Here is a 21,726-nt window from a genome sequence, read left to right on the forward strand (position 1 = left end):
TCGCCGGCCACTTTCGCTGAGGAGATGCCGATGAGCGAGCCTGAGACGTCCCGGTCGCTGCCTTGGAGCTGGCTCTACCACCCGCTCAGGGTGCGGCGTCCGGCGCTCGTGCGGCTGCTGGCGCTGAGCCTGGTGGCTACCCTGCTTGCGCTATTGCCCCCGCTGCTCACCCAGCGACTGATCGATCACGGCCTGATGCAGGGCGACTTCACCACGGTGACTGCCTATGTCGGCGCCCTGGTAGCGGTAGGGCTCGCTGCGTTGGGCCTGCAGGGACTGACGCGCCTTCAGCATGTGGCGCTCTCCGCCCGGCTCCTGCTCGCGCTGCGCCGCTCCCTGCTGCGCCATCTGCTGCGCCTGGCCCCCGCCCGTTGGCAGGCCCGGGGGCGGGGCGACCTGATGAGCCGTCTCGACGGCGACCTGTCGATCCTCCAGGGCTTCGCCCTGGACGGCCTGCTCAGCGGGCTCTCCAACCTGCTCGGGCTGCTGGGCGCACTGGCCATGATCGGCTTCTTCAGCCCCATGCTGATGGTTCTGGTGGCACTGCTGGTGCCGATCCAGTGGCTGTGGCTGCGTGCCTGGCGCCCGGCGCTGACCCGCCGCCAGCAGGCGCTGCGGGAACAGAGCGGCGATATCTCCGGCTTCTGGCAGGACACCCTCGCGCATGGCCCCTGGTTCCAGGGCCAGGCCCTGGAGGCCTCGCGGCTCAACCGCCTCCAGGGGCTCGGCCACGAGCAGCTACGCCGCCTGCTGGCAGTCCGCTGGGTGGGTTTCCTCAGCGACATGGGCCCTCAGCTGATCCTCTCCCTGGCCCGGGCCGGCCTGCTGCTGCTGGGCGGCTACCTGGTAATCCAGGGGCGCTTGCAGCTGGGCGAGTTGGTGGCACTGCTGGCCTATCTCGGCATGGTGATGGCACCCATCGGCGGCCTGCTCGGGCTCTACGGGGGCTGGCAGCGAGCCCGGGTCAGTGCGACTCGTCTCGCCGAGCTGTTCGCCGAGCCCACCATGAGCGATCCCTACCAAGGCGCATGTCCGTCAGGGCCCGGGGCGCTTCGTCTGGAAGGGGTACGTTTCCGCCACTCGGGACAGGCCGACTGGCTGCTGGACGGTGTCGACCTCACGCTTCCGCCGGGCCGCAAGGTGCTCATCGACGGCCCCTCGGGAGCCGGCAAGAGCAGCCTGATCCGTCTGCTGTTGGGCTTGGAAACACCCGAGGCGGGCGAGATCCACGTGGATGGCGTACCGCTCCCCGCGCTCTCCCGCCGCCACTGGTTGAAGCAGGTTGCCTGGGTGGAACAGCACCCCAGCCTGCTGCGTGGCAGCCTGGCGGAAACCCTGCGCGCACTGGCCCCCGAGGCCAGCGACGGCGAGCTGATCGAGGTACTGGCGCGGGTAGGCCTGGCCGACTGGCTGGCCACCCTGCCGGAGGAGCTGGACAGCGAGCTGGGCGACCTGGGCGGCAAGGTTTCCGGTGGCCAACGGGCGAGACTGGCCCTGGCCCGGGCGCTGCTCAAGCGGCCGCGCCTGGTGCTGCTGGACGAGCCCACCGCGGCCCTGGATCCCGAGGCCGCGCGGGCCTTCGATGTCCTGCTCGACGAAGTGCTGGGCTATACCACCCGGCTGATCATCAGCCACCAGGGGGGGCACTTCAGTAACCTCGATGCCCGTTATCGTCTCCGAGGAGGACGGCTGATCGTCATGGAGGCGGCAGCATGCTCCTGACGCCGGCCTTGGGCGTAATCGATAGCGGCGTGCCGACAGGCACCGCCCTGACACGCTTCCACTCTCTCCGCGGCGGCGGTCCCGAGGATAGCCTGGGTCATGGTCGCACCATCTTCGCCACCCTGGGCCATTACCTGCCCCTCACACGGCTGGAGATAGCCCTCTACAAGCTCTTCGAAGAGCGCCTCACCGCCGACGCGAGAGCCCTGGCAGCAGCCTTCGAGTGGCAGGCCGAGGCACCCCCGGCCTGGCTGCTGTGCAGCCTGGGCCTGCCGCGTGCCGACGAGCGGCTGCAGGCGGCAGTGGAACGCCTGCAGGCTGCCGGCACCCGTATCGTTGCCGCCAGCCCACGTTTCGGGGAGCCGGTCTATCCGGCAGCCTGGCCCGGGGTGTTGGCAGTCAGCGGTGCCGCGGGCCTGCCCCCGGGACCACCCCGACCAGGCCCTGACGAGCGCTGGTACGCCTGCGTCTGGGGAGCTCGGGAAGCGGCCTGGCAGCCCTGGATGATGGGTCCATCACCACCGGGAACACCGCCGCCCCTGGGCGGCGCCAGCTTCGCCGCAGCCCACGCCTTGGGCTATTGGCTAGCGGAGTCGGCCGGCGAAACGGCAGTGACTGGGGTTATCGCCGGCAACGCTGGCCAATCAAGGTGATCCGACCACCAACGGCCCACCGCAGGGGCCGCAGAACCCGCCTCGGCCAGTAGCGCAGCCACCCGGGCGCTATCCTCGGCCTGCATGGCCTCGACCAGAGGCGCCAGGGGGATCCCCGCCACCGCCTGGATGCCTAGGGGCTGGTCCGGGGTAAAGACGAGTTCACGTTCGGCCAGGCGGGTGCCGACGACAGCCAGTCCGCGGCCGACCCGGACGTCTGCCCAAGGCTCCGGCTGATGCAGCGGCTGGTGATCGGGCCAGTGGCAGCGCGCCGCCCAGTAAGGGCCGGGGCCGGCAGCCATGGCCTGGCGATAGAAGTCCCGCCCGGCCCGCGCGAAGCGCCAGTACTGGGCGTCCTGACGCCGCTGGTGGAAACGCTCCAGAGGGGCGAGGCTGGCGCCTTCAACCAGGCTATTGAGAACCGGTGCCAGGCCATGGGCAGAGGAGAGCGCATTGAAGATGCCCTGGCCGGAGAGGGGATCGATGGACATGGCGGCGTCCCCTAGCCGCCACACTCGTCCCTCCCGCACGCGGGTGCGCCCCAGCATGCTGGGGCGCTGATAGTGATGCTGGATGGAGCTCTCGCCCCAGAGCTCAGCCAAGGCCGGCTGGGCCGCCAGCCAGACGGCCGGATCGCGGCGAGCCTGTGCCAGGGTCGGTTCCGGTAACGCCAGCTGCAGGTACTGCTGGCCGGAAAGGCGCGACCACCAGGCCCAACCGCCATCGGGCAGCGACAAGGCGGCGCTGGCCGGCGCGTCGTCCGCGGCCTCGCCGCGCAGGATCCAGGCAGGAACCGACCAGGGGGCAGTGTCGTGGAATTGGCGCCTCGCCACCGCCCGGCCCCGGGCCTCCACGCCCCAGCCGGCCCTCAGCGTCCGGCCGTCCGCCAGGGTGAGCCGCACTTCCTCGCCACCACTGACGAGCCCGCTTATACGCGCCTCGATCACGGTGATGCCGGCTGCGTCCAGGTCCTCCAGCAGGGCTGCGTCGAAAGCGGGCCGGGGCAGCAACCACTCGGCATTGGGCGCCCGCGCTTCGCCCGCCCAGGTAACCCGGCGTGGCAAGGGCCCTACCGCACAGGCAGCGGCCCGAGCCAACCCAAGGCCCAGCAGGGCCTGAAGGCTTCGGCGTGAGATACCTTCGATGGCACGATAATCGCGACAGCGGCTCACCAGGGTGACCCGCCGGCCGGCGCGATGCAGCAACATCGCCAGGGCAGCCCCAGCAGGGCCGCCTCCAGCAATCAGCACCGGCTCATCGCTCATCAGAAGAACACGCCCACCAGCAGTTGGGCATAGAAGGACGTATCGTCATCGCCAAGCTGGGTGCCGCCCTGCTCCGCGCTCCTGTCGGGGGAGTACCAGCCCAGCAGCGGCGAGACGTAGAGCCATTCGGTGGGCAGCCACTCGAGATAGAGGTTGTACTCCCGGCCGCCCATATCGGGCTGGTCGACGGTATCGCGGCTGGAGAAGTCGTAGGCCAGCAGCCCCAGGTTCAGGCTCTCATTGACCGAGCCCTCCAGGCCCAGCCGCCAGACCTCGGCATTGCTGTTGAAGGGGCCGGCGTAGTTGGCCGCCACCTCGCCCTGGAACCAGGTGCCATAGCCACGAGTGGCGCCGAAGAAAAGCGGATCCCAGCCCTCGGAGAAGCGGCTGTAGCGCAGCGACAGGGTAGGCTGGCCAGGCAGTTCGCTGAAGGTCCATGCCGGCTCAACGGCCCAGGCATTCTCACGGGTGTCCTTGCGCTGGTGGGCGAGCTCACCGCGCAGGCTCAACGCCTCGTCCAGCAGGCGCTGCTCGACGCGCAGCCCATAGACATCCATGCCATCGCGCTGGGCGAGGAACTCGTCGGCCTGGGCCTCGTCGACGCCCAGGCCACGCAGGTAGGTGGCCTCCATCAGGCCGCTGCCGTGATCGTGAGACAGGGTCAGCGCGGCCATCTCGGTGCTGGCCTGGGCCGGGTTGTCCGATTCGAACCAGGCCAGTTGGCCCTGCCAGCCCTCGCGGCCCAACGTCACCATGGCGGTGCGGTCGAAGGCCTGTCGACCAGCCAGATAGTAGCCACCGCCGCGGTCCAGCTCATCGCCCAGGGCGTCCCCCAGGCTGGTGGCATCGCCGGCCACCAGAAAACCGTCACCGAGGGTGATCGGCTGGCGCCCGGCGGAGACATCCAGGCGCCAGGGCGAGCCCGGATCGCCCAGCGACTCGCTGCGGTAGCCGAGGAAGGCGTCCTCCAGCTCCAGCTCGCGCTCGTTGCCGGAAGTGAAGCCGGCAGCGTCGCCATCCCCCCAGGTGGCGGTGCCCACGGTGCTGACCCGGCCATAGAGGCCACTCTCCTTGGGGTTGAGTTCGGCCCCAAGGGTCAGCACGCCCTCCTGCCAGCGGTAGCGGCGCGCCTCGGCCGCCCCGTTGGCATAGCCCCGATCGCTATGGAAAGCGCCCAGCAGCGCCTGGATGTCGATGTCCACCGTGGAGTGGCCGAGATCGGCCATCTCGTAGCCATTGGCGGGCAGGGTGGCGGCCAGCAGCATACCGCCCAGCATCGTCGGCAAACGTCGGAAGCTCTTGTTGTTATGCATGGTGATTTCCTTTGGGTCAGCGTTTCAAAAGCAAAAATTTAAGAGCAGAGGGAGCGCTGATTTACGTCGCGAGCGATGAGAGGCTGGCCGCCGCCGGAGCGGAGCAACCGGAGTTGACTGGGTGCTCAATGAGGATTGCGAGCACCGCCGGCGGCCAGGATATCGAGCGCAGCAGTAAATCAGTGTTTCCCTAGACGATCATCACGACCGATTTCTGCTCGGTGTAATGCTCGATCAAGGAGTCGCTGAGCTCGCGACCGATACCCGACTGCTTGAAGCCACCGAAGGGCATGCAGGCGTCCAGCAGGTTATGGCCATTGACCCAGACGCTACCGGCCTCGATCTCCGGCACCAGGCGATTGACCGCCGAGAGATCGTTGGACCAGATGCTGGCGGCCAGCCCATAGGGCGAGTCGTTGGCCAGGGTCACCAGCTCGTCCAGCTCGCTGAAGGTCTGCACTACTACCACCGGCCCGAAGATCTCCTCCTGCACGCAGCGGCTACCCTGCGCCAGGCCGGTGATCACCGTGGGCTCGACGAAGTAGCCGGTGTCGCGCCCCGTACCGCCGCCAGTCACGATAATACCGCCATCGCTGCGTGCCTGATCGATATAATCGAGCACACGCTTCTGTTGCTTGGCGGAGACCAGCGGGCCAAGGGTGGAGGCTGGTTCCCAGCCCGGTGCCAGGGTCAGGCCCTGGGCCTGCTCGGCGAGCTTGGCGACAAAGGTGTCGTGGATCGACTCATGAACATAGATCCGCGAGCCGGCGGTGCACACCTGCCCCTGGTTGAAGAAAATCGCCTGGGCGGCACCAGCGGCGGCGGATTCGATATCCGCGTCGGCGAGCACCATCACGGGCGACTTGCCGCCCAGCTCCAGGGTCGTGCGGGTCAGATTCTCCATGGCAGCATGGCCGATTTGCTTGCCTACCGGTGTGGAGCCGGTGAAGGCCACCTTGTTGATGCCTGGGTGACCGGCCAGGGCCGCACCCGCTTCGTGACCTAGCCCGGTGACGACATTGAGCGTGCCGGCAGGAAAACCCACCTGCTCGACCAGCTCGGCCAGCAGCAGGGCGGTGAGCGGTGTGTCCTCGGCGGGCTTGAGTACGATGCTGCAGCCGGCGGCCAGCGCCGGAGCCACCTTCCAGGCCGCCATCAGCAGCGGGAAGTTCCACGGAATGATCGCCCCCACCACGCCGATGGGCTCGCGGCGGGTATAGGCGACGATCTGCTTGTCGTCGGGCACGAAGGGCATCGAAGGCGTCATGCTGCGCCCCTCGATCTTGGTGGCCCAGCCGGCGGTGTAGCGGATGAAATCGATGGCCAGGTTCACATCCATATGCCGCGAAAAGGTCACCGGCTTGCCGTTGTCCAGCGTCTCGAGCAGGGCGAAGTCGTCGGCGCGCGCCTCCAGGGCATCGGCGAGATCGAGCAGCAGCTTCTCGCGCCTCGCCGGTCGCGACTTGCGCCAGTCGCGAAAGGCCGCCCGGGCCGCACCAACCGCGGCGTCGATATCCGCAGCATCGCCCGCGGGAACCCGGCTGATCACCTCGGCGGTAGCGGGGTTGTAGACGTCCAGGGTTCGCCCGCTGGCAGCGGGAAGCCACTCTCCACCGATGAAATGGGCGTGGCTCTTGTCCAGCCAGGATTGGATAGTGCTGGAGAGCTGCGTCATGGTTGTGCTCCTATGGGGCTGAATTATGATTGTCGGAAGACCATGCCAGGCACCGCGGGGTCTTATGACGTCTCCAGCAAAGTGTTAGCAAGCCCCGTGCCAGCTGAAGAAAGTACAACAAACATAATATTATCAGTGAGTTGACGATTCCCTTGACAAGCGCAGCAGCACCGTCGCGTCGCCGGACACGACGGCTGTCGCATCTTGGGACAGTTCGCCGGCTCGCTGGGAGAGGCCCATGAACACCCGAGCCGCCCTGAGAACCCCCGACGTGATTCGCCAAGCCCGTGAGCACCTGAGCCGTGGCCAGCTGCCAATGGATCTGCTCGATGCCAGCATCGGCCGTTCCTGGCAGCGCTGCCTGGAACATGGCCTTAGCCCAGGCATTCGGCTCGACCTGCCGCGACTCGATAGTCGCGAGCTGCGCCTGCAGCGCGAGACGCATCGTCGCCTGATCGAGCTGGCCGACCCCCTGGTCAGCCAGATGACCGAGGACTTGCGCGGCTGCCAGCTGCTGCTCGCCACCCCGGATGCCACCATACTGAAAAGCTACGGTCGCAATTTCGTCATCGACGAACGTCTACGCATTGGGGCTGGCATCAACCTGGACGAACGGTGGTTCGGCACCAACGCACCGGCCCTCGCACTCATCGAACGGGCCCCGGTGCTGGTCAAGTCCTGCGAACACCTGCTGTTCCCCGACAACCCGGTCTCCTGCGTGGCTGCCCCACTGTTCGACCTCAACGGCGACTGCCTGGGCCTGATCGACCTCACCTTCGAGGCCAACCATCCGCGCCCCGAGATTTTCCTGCGCCGGGTGCAGCAGCTCACCGGGGCACTGGAGCAGCGGCTCTTCCTCCACCATTACCAGCAGCGCTGGGTACTTCAGGTGCACGCCTCGCTGGCCGAACTGGACAGCGTGAGCTGCGGCCTGGTGGCAATCAACGATGCCGGCTTGATCCTGGCGGTGGATACCCAGGCCACTCAGTGGCTGGGGCAACTTCCCGCCTCACTGGTCGGACGCTCGATCGAGGAGCTACTGGGCAGCCCCTGGCCGACTTTTCAGCAGCAGTGCGAAGGGCAGTCGGAACTCCTGGGCCTGGAGCTGACCGGTGGCCGGTTATTCGGTCGCCTCAATTCTCCCGAGCAGTGGCAGCCGGCCGAGGTCATCCAGGCACCGTCTCCGCCGCCCGTCACGACACCGATTGGCCGGCAGTTGGACGAGCTGGTAGCGGGTTGGCGTCCCCCCTTGGCCCGCGAGGCACGTCGCGCCGCGCGAGCCCTGGCCTCGGGATTGCCGGTGCTGCTGCAAGGCGAGACCGGTACCGGCAAGGAGCAGTTGGCCCGGGCACTGCACGCCAGCCTGGGTGGGCAAGGCCCCTTCGTGGCGCTCAACTGTGCAGCCCTGCCCGAGAGTTTGGTCGAAGCGGAGCTGTTCGGTTATGGCGAAGGTGCCTTCACCGGGGCCCGCAAGGGAGGCTATGGCGGCCGCCTGGTGCAGGCCAACGGTGGCACCCTGCTGCTCGATGAGATCGGCGACATGCCCCTGGCACTGCAGGCCCGGTTGCTGCGAGTGCTGCAGGAGCGTGTGGTGACACCGCTCGGCGATCATCGCGAGATACCCATCGACTGCAACGTAATCGCCGCCAGCCATCGCGATCTGGAGACGCTGGTGGCCAACGGCGACTTCCGTGAAGACCTCTTCTACCGCCTGGCGGCGGTGGTGGTCGAGCTTCCCGCCCTGAACGAGCAGGCCGATCTCGCGACCCGTATCGAGGAGTGCTGGGGAGCGTTGTGTCGCGCTCATGGACGCGACCTGGCCTTGGACGAGGCGCTGCTCGAGCGCCTCGCCGCCTATCCCTGGCCCGGTAACTGGCGTGAACTGGAACACTGCCTGGAAGCGGCGTTGGTGGGAGCAGAGCCGGAGTGCCGAGGACTGACCCTGGAAGGTCTCTCGCTGCGCTGGCAGCGAAAGCTGGCCGACCCCGACACTCGCGGCACCACCTGCGAAGCTCCCATGCCAGGTAGCCTCGCGGATAACCCTCAAGCCCTGCGCGAACTGGAGCTAACCCATATGGAGCGTACCCTCGAGGCACACGGCGGTAACATGACTGCCGCCGCTCGTGCTCTCGGCATCAGCCGCTCGACGCTCTATCGGCGGCTGGGATAATTCCCTGCTTCCCAGCGAGACGGGGCGACAGGGGGTTCTCCTATCAGAACGCCTCCCACTCGGCCTCGCCTTCACGCCGCTTTGATGTTTCCAGGCGTAGCGAAGCGGTCACCGGCACAGCATGAGCCAAAGCAACGGCTCTCACCGGCTGTCGCTCCGCCCCTCGCCCGCCGGAGAGTCGGAATACCGCCACAGCCCGCTCCAGCCGGTTGGCCTGATCCTCGAGGGAGGCCGCCGCCGCAGACGCCTCCTGCACCAGCGCGGCATTCTGCTGGGTGACCTGATCCATCTGACCGACCGCCGTGGTGACCTGCTCGATGCCGTCACTCTGCTCCTGCGAGGCCGCCGAGATCTCGTCCATGATGTCGGTGACGCGACGTACGGCGGCCACCACCTCCTGCATGGTCGCGCCCGCCTGCTCCACGAGTGTGGAGCCGTCTCGCACCTGAACCACCGAGCCTTCGATCAGGGCCTTGATCTCCCGGGCCGCGTCGGCACTGCGACTGGCCAAATTGCGCACTTCCCCGGCCACCACGGCGAACCCCCGACCCTGCTCGCCTGCCCGGGCCGCCTCGACGGAGGCATTGAGCGCCAGGATATTGGTCTGGAAGGCGATCGAGTCGATGACGCCGATGATGTCCGCTATCTTGCTGGAACTGCCCGCAATGCCACGCATGGTGTCGACCACGCGGCTCACCACTTCGCCGCCACGCTCGGCGGTCGACGAAGCATCCTGTGCCAGGCTACTTGCCTGTCGCGCGTTGTCGGCGTTCTGCTTCACGGTCGCGGTCAATTCTTCCATGCTCGAGGCGGTCTGTTCCAATGCGGCCGCCTGCTGCTCGGTACGGGTGGAGAGGTCGGCGTTGCCGTTGGCGATCTCGCGCGTGCCGATGTGTATGGATGCGCTACTCTCGCGTACACCCGCAATCACACCGGAGAGCTGATCCACCATTCTCCTCATGGCGAACAGCACGCTGCTGGTGTCATTGGGTCGCGTCCTGATCTCCAGATCCAGGTTCTGGTTCGCAACCTGGCTGGCGATCTCGGCAACGTAAGCCGGCTCGGCACCGAGGCTTCGGCTGATGCCGGAAATGATATACCAGGCCACGAGGATACCCAGAAAAAGGGCAGCTGCCATGGTCGCGAGGAAGACTACCTGTACCGTGGCATAGAGCTCGGTACCGCCAAGGTACTCCGCCTCCGCCACATCGAGTTGTACGAGTACCAGGTTGCCGAACTCCTCCGAGATCGGGTCGATCTTCTGGTAGAGTTCGTCGACGATGAAGGCCCTCAGAGCATTGGCATCCTCTTGCCGCAGGATTTCCTGCAAGCGGGCCACGGCTTCATCCGCCACCTGAAGCAAAGGTCTCATCGCCGAGATGATCCTTCGCTCCTCCTCGACCAGAAAGGTCGTCAGGTAGGCGTTCCAGACTTCTTGTATGGCCAGTCGGGCTTCCGCCACGTTGCGCTGGCCTTCAGTCCAACTGATGTTTCCGTTTGCCACCTTGTGCGAGGCATCGACGATATTTACTGCATACTCATTGGCAATATCTGAGAGCTGGCGTAACGGAATCACACGATCCTCGTAAACCGACTTCAGGCTCTGCAGTGTCGCACTCTTGGCATACAGACCGAAAACGCCGATACCAATCGTGGCGGCGGAACAGATGGCAACGAGCAGCGTTAGCTGGAGGGATATCTTGAGCTTTCTGAACATGACGCCCCACCTTGTTCGAGTGCTATTAGCCCCTACGGGCGGTCGCGTGCTTCCCTCACAGTAGAGCGTCCATAACTCTGAAGCCGTTATGCTTTATGAATGTACTCTTCGTTTCCGCGCTCAGCGGACTTCATATCAACGCTATTCTCGAAGCTGCTCAACGCAGGCTTGAGAACTGGGCGGCGCAGTTAGAGCGTTTAGCATCCTGCTCAGAGAAATGGCCCCGAAGCACGAAGCTGACGCAGACGAGGGGTGTAGGATAGGCTTGTCTTCGACTCGAGCCCTGCCCTGACTGGAGATAACATGCCACCGCCCCTGCCCCACGACGTTCCCTTTCGCGAGGCCGTTCACGTCTGGCTGCGCATTGCACTACTCAGCTTCGGCGGCCCCGCCGGGCAGATCGCGGTGATGCATCGCATCCTGGTGGAGGAGAAGCGCTGGATCGGCGAGAACCGTTTTCTGCATGCGCTCAATTACTGCATGCTGCTGCCGGGGCCGGAGGCGCAACAGCTGGCGATCTATATCGGCTGGCTGATGCATCGCACCAAGGGCGGCCTGCTGGCCGGAACGCTGTTCGTGCTGCCCGGTTTCATCGCCATTCTCGCGCTCAGCTACCTGTATGCCGCGCTGGGCAACGTGGGAATGGTGGAAGGGCTGTTCTTCGGGCTGAAGGCGGCGGTGCTCGCCATCGTGATCAACGCGGTGGTACGCATCGGCAAACGCGCCCTGCGCAACAACGTGATGCTGGGCATCGCCGCGGCGGCCTTCGTGGCAATCTTCTTTCTCGATATCGCCTTCCCGCTGATCATTCTCGGGGCGGCGCTGATCGGCTTTCTCGGCGGCAAGGCCGGCTCGCCCCTGTTTCGCGTCGGCGGCGGGCATGGCGGGAGTGAGTCCGGTGGCCTGGCCGATAGCGATTCACTGCTGGGCGCCGAGCTGCCCGACCACGCGCGGCCCAACCGCGCCTGGTCGCTGAAAGTATCGGGTATCTTCCTGACGCTGTGGCTGACGCCGGTGGCTCTGCTGCTGCTGACGCTGGGGCCGGACAACGTGTTCAGCCAGATCGCCACTTTCTTCAGCCAGATGGCGGTGGTGACCTTCGGCGGCGCCTACGCGGTGCTGAGCTACGTGGCCCAGGCAGCGGTACAGAGCTACGGCTGGCTGGCACCGGGCGAGATGCTCGACGGCCTGGGCATGGCGGAGACCACCCCCGGCCCGCTGATCCAGGTGGTGCAGTTCGTCGGCTTCATGGGTGCCTTCCGCGAGGCCGCCCCCCTCGACCCCTGGCTGGCCGCCACCCTGGCGGCGGTACTCACCACCTGGGTCACCTTCGTGCCCTGCTTCCTGTGGATCTTCCTCGGCGCCCCCTACGTGGAGCGCCTGCGCGACAATGCCGCGCTGAGTGGCGCCATGACCGCCATCACCGCTGCGGTGGTGGGCGTGGTGCTCAACCTGGCGGTGTGGTTCGGCCTGCATGTGGTATTCGCCGAAGTGGGCGAATGGCGCGGCGCGGGGCTGCGCCTGCTGATACCGGATATTGCCAGCCTGGACGTGGCCGCCCTGATACTCTCGGTGGCGGCCCTACTGGCGATCTTCCGCTTCGGCGTCAGCATGCTCAAGGTGCTGGGTGCCTGCGCCTTGGCGGGCGTGCTGTTGGCCCTGGTGTAAACCGCCGACCGGTGCGTCAGGCGGTCTCGGCCAGCCGCTCGAAGGCGGCGGCGTTGGGGCAGAAGGCGCGGCACTCGTCGACACCGACATCGCGGCGCATGGCGCTCCAGCAGTGGCCGGCCACCGGGCAGGCGTTGCAGTTGCCGCGCAGGCTCGGATAGCTGGCATGCCTGGCGACGCTGACCTGATCGAGACCGAAGCGCTGCAACATGACCGGCATCAGAGTCTCGGCCGGGACGAAGGCGCGAAAGCCGCCGCGGTCGAGATGGCGCGCCATCTCACTCTCGAAAGCGGGCTCCAGCGGCGTCTCAAGATCCCGGAGCATCTCGCTATAGACCTGCGGCGATTCCGCCTCGATCTCGCGTACCAGCCGCCGCGTGGAGGCGCGGTAGCTGCCCTCGCAGAGACGGTGCCACCATGAGTTCCTGGATGCCTGGTTCATGCTGCCTCTCCTTCCCGGTGTGTTTTCCCCAGTATCGTTCTCCCACCGCGGGACAGCATTGACGGAGGTCAAAATAGTTTCATTTGAAACTTAAAATGTGCCTACCCATAACGCAGCGAGCGCGGCTGGGCCGCGCTCGCTGAATAGAGGTACGTCACAATTCAGGATTCGGGGTCGATTACCTCGTCGGCCGACAGGACTTCTTCGCCCTCGGCGGCGTCGAGCTGCTCGAAGAAGTAGGCATGAGCGGCCTCGCCGTCGACACCCTTCTGCTCAGCCGCGGCTTTCCAAGCATCGGGCAGGTCGGCGGCCATCTGCTGGAAGCGCTCGATCTCCTCGGCCGGAAGCTCGATGAAGGTGTTGCCCTGCTGCTCGGCGAACTCGACGCCGCGCACATCGACCACGTCCATCATGTAGCCGAACAGGCGTGAGAGCCGCTCACCGGAGACCTCCTCAATCGCCTCACGGTCCTCGTCGGAGAGCGATGCCCAGGTGTCCGGGTTGATCACCAGCGAGAAACTGCCGCGATAGAAGCCGCCCGGCATCTGCACGGTATAGGGCAACACCTCGGCCAGGCGGAAGCTCTTGAGGCCTTCCAGGGTCAGCATGGCGCCATCGACCACGCCCTGAGTCGCCGCCTCGTAGGTACTGGCCGGCGGCAGCGCCACACCGGTGAGCGCCAGCGCATTGGAGATATCGCCCATCACGCCGCCACCGATGCGCACGCGCTTGCCACGAAGGTCATCCAGGCTGTCGATCGATTGGTTGAGGAACAGCGAGCCCGGGCCGTGCACGCCCACGCCGATCACTTCGACGCCACGATGCTCACCGGCCTCGGCGAAGTACTCGTTATGCGTGCGCCAGTAGGCCACCGAAGCGGCCTCCGAGGAGAAGTCCTCGAAGGTGGGAAGTTCGGGAAGCTTGGTCAACTCGAAGCGTCCCGGCATCAGGCCGTGGAACAGCCAGGTGACATCGGCCACGCCGTCAGCGATCAACTCCATCTGGGCGTTGGGCGGCCCCATGTCGTGAACCACGTTGACGGTGACGCGCCCTTCGGTGGCCTCTTCCACCCACTTGCCCCAAGTCGGCCAGACGATGGTGTTGACGCCGTGGTTGGGGCCCGCCCAGGTGCTCACCGTCAGCTCGGTGGCGGCGGCACCCTGGAAAGCACCCAGGGAGAGCGCAGTGAATGCAGTCAGTGTCGCGAGTTTTTTCATTGTCGTTCCTCGTGAGTCCCGTTTGTCAGGGTCGGCGTACTTTCGTTATTGCCATGGTAAAAGTGAGCGATGGCCAGCGTCAGAGAGCAAGCTTGAGCTTTTTCCCCTGTGCCCTCGAACAACAGCTCATCAGGCGATCTTGGCCGGCGCGCTCGGCGGCGGTGAGTACCTTGTCGCGGTGGTCGATCTCGCCCTCGAGTACCGCCACCTGACAGGAGCCGCACAGTCCTTCCTCACAGTCGCTAGGCACGTCGACGCCGGCGGCTCGCAGTGCCTGCAGCAGGGTGCGGTCCGGGCCCACCTCGACGATCAGCTCGGAGTCGGCAAGCTCGACCTCGAAGGCGTGCTCCTTCGCCGGGTCCAGCAGCGCCCCCTCTGCCGTGAAGTGCTCCACGTGCAGGCTGCCCTCCGGCCAGTGGGCGCTGCCGGCTTCCAGCGCCGCAAGCAGCCGCTCGGGGCCGCAGGCGTAGAGCAGCGTGTCCTCGCGGGGCTCGGCAAGTAGATCGATCAGGTCGAGACGCGCCCCCTCTGCCTTGGGGTAGCACCGGAGCGCCTTGCCGTGGTCGCGCTCGATGCGCGCGAGAAAGGCCATGCTGGCCCGCGAGCGACCGGCATAATGCAGCTCATACGACTTGCCCATTTGCTTCAGCCGGTCGGCCATGGCGATGATCGGTGTAATGCCGATACCACCGGCAATCAGCACGTAGTGCTGCGCCGATTCGTCGAGACGGAAGTGGTTCTTGGGCCCGCGCAGCCGCAGGGTCATGCCCGGTTCCAGATGCTCGTGGACCCAGGCCGAGCCGCCTCGCCCCTCGGGCTCTCGCAGCACGGCGATCTGCAGCCAGTAGGGATCGTCTACCTCGCCGCACAGCGAGTACTTGCGCACGTAGTCGCCCACGATCAGGTCGACATGGGAGCCTGGGCTCCACTCCGGCACGCGGCGCCCACGGGGATCCTCCAGGGCGATCTGCAACACGCCCTCGGAAGCCGCCTGTACCTTGGCGACGACCATTTGCCGGGCGATGTCCTGACGCGATGGCGCCCCGACGGGGAAGTCGCGCTGGGCGCTGCGCACCGCCGGGTCACGGCGCTCCGGATTCTGCGCCGGATCCCAGCGCACCCACAGCGCCTCGGGACCGCGGAAGGAGGTGTTGGGCAGGAAGGTGAACTCCTGTTCCTCGAGCTCGAGATGCGGCAGGCGCCGGGTGAACTCCTCGAGGAAGATGCGCATCTCCATGCGCCCGAGGTTCTTGCCCATGCACTGGTGGCTGCCGTAGCCGAAGGTGAGGTGGTCGACGGCGTTGTCGCGGTAGATGTCGAGCTCGTCGGGATTCTCGAAGTGGGCCGGGTCATGGTTGGCCGAGGCCGTGACCATGAGGATCCTGCCGCCCTCGGGAATGGTCACGCCACCCACTTCCACCTCGCGGGTGGCGATGCGTCGCCAGGCCACCACCGAACCGGAGTGGCGCAGGCACTCCTCGGCTGCCGCCGGGATCAGTTCGGGGTTGGCACACAGCTCGGCCCACACTGCGGGGCGCGAGAGCAGCTGACGAAAGGCGTTGGCGGTGGCCAACGCGGTGGTCTCGTGGGCGGCGACGATGATCGCCATCATCATCGAGTGCAGGTAGTTGTCGGTGACCACGTCCGGCTTCTGCCGGTTCTTCTCGATCATGTCGTACATCCAGCCATGGCCACGCGACTGGGCTTGCATCTTCGCCAGCACCTGGCCGGAGTACTGCCAGAACCTGCCGACACCCTCGGCCACCTCGACCTGCTGCTCGGGCGACGGGCGCCCCCAGGTATTGAGGGTGTGCGCCACCGAGAAGCGGCGCAGCTGCTCCATGTCCTCCTCGGGCACGCCGAGGAAGTGCAGCGCCACGGTGAGCGGCACTTCCCAGAACATCTCGGCGATCAGGTCGGCGCGGCCGCGGTCGACGATGGCGTCGAGCTTCTCGCGCACCAGCCTGCGCACCATCGGTGCGTGGGCCTCCAGCGCCTCGGGCGTGAAGGCTTCGAGCAGCTCGCGCCGACGTGCCATGTGGGCCGGTTCGTCCTCGTTCACCAGGGTGCGGTTCATGCCGTAGTCGTAGCGCTCGAGCACCGCCAGGGCCTCTCGGCTTGCCGGGGTGATCTTCTCCAGCGCGATCGACGGGGAAAAGGTGAGGTTGTCGCGGAAGATCGCCTTGATGTCGTCGTAGCGGCTCACGACCCAATAACCGAGTTTGGGGCTGTAGAACACCGGCTCCTGTTCGCGGGACCAGCGCAGCGCCTCGGCGGGGTCGAGCTGGTAGGGGCGGTCGAAGGGGTCGAAGGCCGCCGCCCGGGACGATACGGGGCAGCCGTTGGGCGCCGTGGGCGGCTCTTGAGCGGCGTGGAAGGGGCAGCCGCCCGCACCGGCCTGGGTCCGATGAATGGCGTTTGTCATGGGGCCTCCCGCGGGGCTGTCATCCGGAATCGTGTCTGTCATGCGTGGCGTCGCCTTGTTTTACTTTTATCGCACACATAGTATCGTTAATCGAACACATGGCAGAACATAGGCAGTTTCCACGGGGACGTCAATCCCGGGCGACTGCGCTACCATGCCCAGGCACCCACTGACTCGAGGGCTCACGTTCGAATGGCCACCACCCTGCAAACCTTGGATCGCGGCCTGCGCGCGCTGGAACTCATCGCCGAACACGCCGATGGCATCAGCGTCGCCGAGCTCGCCGAGCAGCTTGAGGTGCATCGCGCCATTGCCTACCGCCTCGTTACCACTCTCGAGCAACACGGGCTGGTGACACGCTCCGCCGAGGGCGCGCTGCGCCTGGGTGCGGGTATCTCGCTGTTGGCCTCGCGCTTCGAGCCGCAACTACGCGCCGTGGCCCAGCCGCTGCTGCAAGCACTGGCCAAGGCGACCCGGGCCACCGCCTTCGTTTCGGTGGCCCAGGGCGAGGAGTGCGTGGTGCTTCTCGTGGCAGAACCGGAGGAGGGGCTGCTGCGCGTGAGCTACCGGGTCGGCAGCCGCCATCCACTGACCCTCGGGGCCGCGGGCATCGCCATACTGGCCGGGCGCGCCCCGCACGACGACGACAGCGAGGAGGTGCGCCAGGCGCGTGCCGACGGCTACAGCCTGACTCGCGGCCAGCTGCAGCGTGGCGCCGTGGGCGTAGCGAGCCCCGTGGCCACGCCGCAGTTCCGCCCCGGCGTCGAGGCCTGCGTGGGCGTGGTGGCGATGGACGATCTCGATACCGAGCGGGCAATCCAAGAAGTGAAGGCTCACGCACACAGGCTGGCCGAGCTGGTCGGCCGTTGAGTGCAGCATCGCGCCTCGTGAAGCAAAGGGCCGGTAGCGTTACACTACGAGCCACCCTTCGCTGCCACTTCGAGGCCTTCGATGAGTCCCCACCTGCTCTCCGTTGATTCCCTGTCCCGCGATCGCGTCGACCACCTGATGCGCGTCGCCGCCCGCATGGAGCCCATCGCCCAACGCCGCCAGGTGACACGGGTGCTGGAGGGGGCCGTACTCGGCAACCTGTTCTTCGAGGCCAGCACCCGCACCCGGGTAAGCTTCCATGCGGCCTTCTGCCGCCTGGGCGGCAGCGTATGCGACACCACCGGCTTCACCTTCTCCTCGATGGCCAAGGGCGAGTCGCTCTACGACACCAGTCGGGTGATGAGCGGCTACTGCGACGCCATCGTCATGCGCCACCCCGATCAGGGCTCGGTGGCGGAGTTCGCCGCCGCCACCCATGTACCGGTGATCAACGGCGGCGACGGCCCCGGCGAGCACCCCAGCCAGGCGCTGCTCGACTTCTATACCATCGACAAGGAGTTCACCCGGCTGGGCAAGCAGCTCGCCGGCGCCCACGTGCTGCTGACCGGCGACCTCAAGTACGGCCGCACCGTGCACTCTCTGATCAAGCTGCTGTCGCTCTACGATCCCATGCGCATCACCCTGGTCGCGCCACCCGGGCTCGAGATGCCGAGCTACCTGGTCGACCTGGTCGCCTCCCGGGGGCATCGGGTCGAGGAGCGCAGCAGCCTGGCCGACGACTATTCGGACGTCGACGTGGTCTACACCACTCGCATCCAGAAGGAGCGTTTCACCGCCGAAATGAGCGAGGGCTTCAGCCTGTCGCGGGACTTCACCGTCGACCGCGCCTTCATGGACAAGCGCTGTGGCCGCGACACCATCGTCATGCACCCGCTGCCCCGCGACAGCCGCCCCGATGCCAATGACCTCGACGTGGACCTCAACGGCGACCCGCGCCTGGCGATCTTCCGCCAGACCGACAACGGCATTCCGGTACGCATGGCGATCTTCGCCACCCTGCTGCAGGTGGATGAGCTGATCGAGAAGGACCTGCGTCCGGTGCGCTGGTTCGTGCCCGAGCGAGTCGGCGTGGACGACGCGCGTTTCTGACGATGCAACCAACGTTGGGCATCGCTATGCTGATGACGATCGTGGAATATGCGAAGCTGTCACGGCAGCCATTGGCTGCCGCCCATGACGACAAGGCTCGATAGAGCCGGCGACTCGAATAACAACGGCGTTGCCGTCCAAGGCAACCGGTAGAAAGGAGATGTCACGCATGACCCTGGAACGAGCGTACATACTGCTGGCGGTGTTCTACAGCGTCCTGGTGGCGATCGGCGCCATTGCCCTGCTGGTGGGCGGCGGCCCGCTGTGGGGGGTGGCATCGGTCGGGCTGGGGGCGCTGGTAGCGGCCGGCCTGTGGGGCCATACCCTGGGCAAGCCGGTGATGAACCCGCGTATGTGGCGCCCGCTGGCAGGCATCCTGGCAGCCAGCTTCGTAGTGCAGATGTTCGCCGTATTCGCACTGCACCCTCCTGGCGCCGAACTCACCTGGCTGCTGACCGGCGCCATCTTCTCGGTGCTGCCGGCGATCATGCTGTTCCAGTACGGCGAGCGCGACCAGGAGGTGTGGGCCACAACCGAGGAGCGTGAGGGCGGCAAGATGCTCGACGAGCTGCTGACCCGACAGCGCGAGCTGGTGCTCGAGAAGCAGGAAGCCGGCAGCCAGGCCACGGTCAAGCTGACCAAGGCGGGCAACACCTATCGCGCCAGCGTCACCCGCGGACGCGGCACCCAGGTGGAGCGCTTCGAGGAGAGTTTCACCTGCCCCGCCACCCTGGCCTTCTTCGTCATCAAGTACACCTGCATCTCGGTGAACGACATTGCCGCGCAGTATGCCGAGGATCGGGTGCTGACGACCTGATCGACTTGTAGCGTTCTGCACTCCTCCCTGCCTACCCAGCCGGGCCGATCGAGGCCCGGCTCGCATGTGCATTTCGGATAGCCATACGTGCCCTGCGGCCATGGCGCTGCCCAGCGCACGAGTCAACACTGAAGCCGACGGATACCGTTGGCCCGTGTCGGCACGCTCCGTCGCCCGAGACAGGACCAGACAATAATAACGACGGAGTAGACGATGACAGAGGCAATCATCGAGACCCGAGGCCTCACCAAGAGCTTCCGGGGCTTCACGGCGGTCAGCGACATCTCCATACGCATCGAACCCGGCACCATCCACGCCCTGATCGGCGCCAACGGCGCAGGCAAGACCACCTGCTTCAATCTGCTGACGAAATTTCTCGAGCCCAGTGCCGGCAGCATCTTCTTCAAGGGACACGACATCACCCGACTCAAGCCGGACCAGGTGGCAAGGCTGGGCATGGTTCGCTCGTTTCAGATATCCGCCGTGTTCGGTCATCTCAGTACACTGGAGAACGTCAAGCTCTCATTGCAGCGCCAGCGCGGCGAGTCCTACGACTTCTGGGCCTCCCATCACCGCCTCGACCACCATCGCGAGCGCGCCATGGCACTGCTGGTCGACGTCGGCCTGGAACAGTGGGCCGATACTCCCGCCGCCGAGCTGCCCTATGGCCGCAAGCGCGCCCTGGAACTCGCCACCACCCTGGCGCTCGACCCCGAGGTGATGCTGCTCGATGAGCCGCTGGCCGGCATGGGCACGGAGGACGTGGGCCGCACCGCAGCGCTGATTCGTCGCGTGGCCGAGGGACGTTCCGTGCTGATGGTGGAGCATAACCTGGGCGTGGTGGCCGAGCTCTGCGACCGCATCACCGTACTGGCACGCGGCGAGGTGCTGGTGGAGGGCGACTACGCCACTGTGTCGCGCGACCCGCGCGTGATCGAATCCTATATCGGAGGGGCTCGCCATGACTGAAGTCGTCGTGGAACAGATCGTCGAGCCCATGCTTGCCATCCGCGACCTCCACGCCTGGTATGGCGAAAGCCACGTGCTGCACGGCATCGACCTGGAGGTACCGCCGGGGCAGGTGGTCACCCTGCTGGGCCGCAACGGTGCGGGAAAATCCACCACCCTGAAGTCGATCATGGGCATCGTGCCACGGCGCCGTGGCAGCATCCGGCTTGCGGGCACCGAAACTATCGGACTGCGCCCTTTTCATATCGCCCGGCACGGCGTGGCCTTTTGCCCCGAGGATCGCGGCATTTACGCCACGCTCGACGTCAGGGAGCACCTCGAGCTGCCGAAAAGAGTCAATGACGACGGCCTGAGCACCGAGCAGGTGCTCGACCTGTTTCCCCACCTGCGCGAGCGGTTGCGCAGCCCTGGCACCAAGCTCTCCGGCGGCGAACAGCAGATGCTGGCCATTGGGCGCACCCTGCGCACCGGGGCCAAGCTGCTGTTGCTCGACGAGCCTACCGAAGGGCTGGCGCCCAGCATCGTCGAGCACATCGGCGACACCATCCGTCACCTCAAGGAGCAGGGCTATACCATCCTGCTGGTGGAGCAGAACCTGCATTTTGCCATGAGCGTGGCCGACCACTTCTACCTGATCGACCATGGGCAGGTGGCGGCGCGCTATGACCGCAAGGGCATCGAGCAGGACATTGACCCACTGCTGGCCCGCCTGGGCGTCTAGCGGCACGCTCGGTCGCTAAGATCAGTCACGAGAGTGCAGGCGAAAGTGCGAAGGCGAGACGCCGTTCATGCGCTTGAAGGTCTTGGAAAAGGCAAAGGGGCTGCCATAACCCACCCGCTCGGCGATGGCCTCGATCGGCAAGTCGCTGGTCGCCAGCAGGTGGGTGGCGTGTTGCATGCGCAACTGGGTGAGCTGCTGCATCGGGCTGCGCCCGAAGACCTTGCGGCTGATGCGCCGCAGGTGTTCGGTGCTGACATGGGCGATGTCGGCCATCTCCTCGATGGTCCAGTGCCGCTCCAGCGTCGGTATCACCGCATCGAAGACCGCCACGATGCGCGCATCGCGCCGCCATGGGTCGGCGAAGCGCGAGATGTAGCGTTCGATGGTATCGATCCACATCACGCAGCTGGCCGGGTCGCCCTGGCCGTGGAACACCTCGCTGTAGAGTCCCAGGATGGCGTACTTCATCGGCTCGGGATCGAAGTGCTGCATGATCGGCGCAATCGTTCCCACTACCGAGCGCGGCGCGCTGGGCAGGTAGCGCAGCCAGCAGTACTGCCAGCGTTTCTCGGGCACGGCATGGAAGGCATGCAGCCCGTGGGCCGGGGCGAAGGACATCATGTTGCGGCGCATGGTGCACCAACGGCCGTCGAGCAGCATACGGCCTTCACCGCCCAGCGAACCGTGAATATAGGCACCGCTCAGGCGGGTGCGCACGATTCGGTAAGGCACCGCGGCATCGCCGACTCCCACGTGGGAGATATGTCGCTGCTCAAGTGCCGCACAGTCTCCGGCGCGTACGATCCACTGCTGGGTGTCATCGCCAACGATGTGGGTTTCGGATAGCTGTTCGTGCTCTGCAGCCATGGCGCATTCGCCCGTATTGGCCCTAACTGTTAAAGGCAGCAAATCAATAAACCGTTCGAATCAGAGCAAATTACAACAATAGCTCCCCATGAGAACAGGAGAAAA

At 66.1% G+C, this 21,726-nt stretch carries 17 protein-coding genes; 9 read left to right on the forward strand and 8 right to left on the reverse strand.

Annotated features, from left to right (window positions below):
• The first annotated feature begins 30 nt into the window (after window positions 1-30).
• Both SPH52_RS12780 and SPH52_RS12785 read left to right on the forward strand, forming a co-directional pair.
• The gene (locus tag SPH52_RS12780) at window positions 31-1,722 is read left to right on the forward strand and encodes an ATP-binding cassette domain-containing protein (RefSeq protein WP_411795414.1); all 1,692 of its coding nucleotides are present in this window, start codon (window positions 31-33) and stop codon (window positions 1,720-1,722) included.
• Window positions 1,713-2,375, forward strand: a complete 663-nt coding sequence (locus SPH52_RS12785) for a hypothetical protein (protein ID WP_411795415.1) — start codon at window positions 1,713-1,715, stop codon at window positions 2,373-2,375. Before SPH52_RS12780 ends, SPH52_RS12785 begins: the two co-directional genes overlap by 10 nt.
• Here the strand turns inward: SPH52_RS12785 and SPH52_RS12790 are convergent.
• From SPH52_RS12790 to SPH52_RS12800, 3 genes are all read right to left on the reverse strand, one after another.
• Window positions 2,300-3,640, reverse strand: coding sequence for an NAD(P)/FAD-dependent oxidoreductase (locus SPH52_RS12790; RefSeq protein ID WP_411795416.1), 1,341 nt, complete (start codon window positions 3,638-3,640; stop codon window positions 2,300-2,302). The two genes, SPH52_RS12785 and SPH52_RS12790, sit on opposite strands and share 76 nt — an antisense overlap.
• A complete protein-coding gene (locus SPH52_RS12795; RefSeq protein ID WP_411795417.1) occupies window positions 3,640-4,953 on the reverse strand; it encodes a hypothetical protein in 1,314 nt (437 codons plus the stop codon). Before SPH52_RS12795 ends, SPH52_RS12790 begins: the two co-directional genes overlap by 1 nt.
• A 190-nt stretch (window positions 4,954-5,143) precedes the next feature.
• Complete coding sequence (locus SPH52_RS12800; protein ID WP_411795418.1) at window positions 5,144-6,628, reverse strand: aldehyde dehydrogenase family protein; 1,485 nt, start codon at window positions 6,626-6,628, stop codon at window positions 5,144-5,146.
• A 238-nt stretch (window positions 6,629-6,866) separates the two neighbouring features.
• Here SPH52_RS12800 and SPH52_RS12805 point away from each other — a divergent pair, with 238 nt between their 5' ends.
• Entirely contained in the window at window positions 6,867-8,798 is a 1,932-nt protein-coding gene (locus SPH52_RS12805; RefSeq protein ID WP_411795419.1) for a sigma-54-dependent Fis family transcriptional regulator, read from the forward strand.
• A 43-nt stretch (window positions 8,799-8,841) separates the two neighbouring features.
• Here the strand turns inward: SPH52_RS12805 and SPH52_RS12810 are convergent, their stop codons facing one another.
• Window positions 8,842-10,515: a methyl-accepting chemotaxis protein gene (locus SPH52_RS12810; RefSeq protein ID WP_411795420.1), complete on the reverse strand. Its 1,674-nt coding sequence runs from the start codon at window positions 10,513-10,515 to the stop codon at window positions 8,842-8,844.
• A gap of 303 nt (window positions 10,516-10,818) precedes the next feature.
• Between SPH52_RS12810 and chrA the strand changes: the two genes are divergently transcribed.
• Window positions 10,819-12,183, forward strand: a complete 1,365-nt coding sequence (gene chrA, locus SPH52_RS12815) for a chromate efflux transporter (RefSeq protein ID WP_411795421.1) — start codon at window positions 10,819-10,821, stop codon at window positions 12,181-12,183.
• A gap of 16 nt (window positions 12,184-12,199) precedes the next feature.
• On the opposite strand, the gene SPH52_RS12820 is transcribed toward chrA, so the two are convergent.
• The 3 genes from SPH52_RS12820 to SPH52_RS12830 form a co-directional block, all read right to left on the reverse strand.
• Window positions 12,200-12,625, reverse strand: a complete 426-nt coding sequence (locus SPH52_RS12820; protein WP_411795422.1) for a hypothetical protein — start codon at window positions 12,623-12,625, stop codon at window positions 12,200-12,202.
• A gap of 161 nt (window positions 12,626-12,786) precedes the next feature.
• The gene (locus SPH52_RS12825) at window positions 12,787-13,842 is read right to left on the reverse strand and encodes a TRAP transporter substrate-binding protein (RefSeq protein ID WP_411795423.1); all 1,056 of its coding nucleotides are present in this window, start codon (window positions 13,840-13,842) and stop codon (window positions 12,787-12,789) included.
• A 79-nt stretch (window positions 13,843-13,921) separates the two neighbouring features.
• Window positions 13,922-16,267 carry a cytochrome P450/oxidoreductase gene (locus tag SPH52_RS12830; RefSeq protein ID WP_411795424.1) on the reverse strand — a complete coding sequence of 782 codons (2,346 nt, stop codon included), beginning with the start codon at window positions 16,265-16,267 and terminating at the stop codon, window positions 13,922-13,924.
• Window positions 16,268-16,459: 192 nt separating this feature from the next.
• On the opposite strand from SPH52_RS12830, the gene SPH52_RS12835 reads away from it, so the two are divergent.
• From SPH52_RS12835 to SPH52_RS12855, 5 genes are all read left to right on the forward strand, one after another.
• The gene (locus SPH52_RS12835; protein WP_411795425.1) at window positions 16,460-17,137 is read left to right on the forward strand and encodes an IclR family transcriptional regulator; all 678 of its coding nucleotides are present in this window, start codon (window positions 16,460-16,462) and stop codon (window positions 17,135-17,137) included.
• An 81-nt stretch (window positions 17,138-17,218) separates the two neighbouring features.
• The gene (locus SPH52_RS12840; RefSeq protein ID WP_411795426.1) at window positions 17,219-18,247 is read left to right on the forward strand and encodes an aspartate carbamoyltransferase; all 1,029 of its coding nucleotides are present in this window, start codon (window positions 17,219-17,221) and stop codon (window positions 18,245-18,247) included.
• Window positions 18,248-18,416: 169 nt separating this feature from the next.
• The gene (locus SPH52_RS12845; RefSeq protein ID WP_411795427.1) at window positions 18,417-19,064 is read left to right on the forward strand and encodes a hypothetical protein; all 648 of its coding nucleotides are present in this window, start codon (window positions 18,417-18,419) and stop codon (window positions 19,062-19,064) included.
• Window positions 19,065-19,277: 213 nt separating this feature from the next.
• Entirely contained in the window at window positions 19,278-20,033 is a 756-nt protein-coding gene (locus SPH52_RS12850; RefSeq protein WP_411795428.1) for an ABC transporter ATP-binding protein, read from the forward strand.
• Entirely contained in the window at window positions 20,026-20,754 is a 729-nt protein-coding gene (locus SPH52_RS12855; RefSeq protein WP_411795429.1) for an ABC transporter ATP-binding protein, read from the forward strand. The genes SPH52_RS12850 and SPH52_RS12855 overlap by 8 nt, the downstream gene beginning before the upstream one ends.
• Before the next feature lie 21 nt (window positions 20,755-20,775).
• Here the strand turns inward: SPH52_RS12855 and SPH52_RS12860 are convergent, their stop codons facing one another.
• The gene (locus SPH52_RS12860; RefSeq protein WP_411795430.1) at window positions 20,776-21,621 is read right to left on the reverse strand and encodes an AraC family transcriptional regulator; all 846 of its coding nucleotides are present in this window, start codon (window positions 21,619-21,621) and stop codon (window positions 20,776-20,778) included.
• Between the last annotated feature and the right edge of the window lie 105 nt (window positions 21,622-21,726).

The organism is Halomonas sp. A29 (assembly GCF_046723295.1).
In the GTDB taxonomy this organism is placed as follows: Bacteria; Pseudomonadota; Gammaproteobacteria; order Pseudomonadales; family Halomonadaceae; genus Halomonas.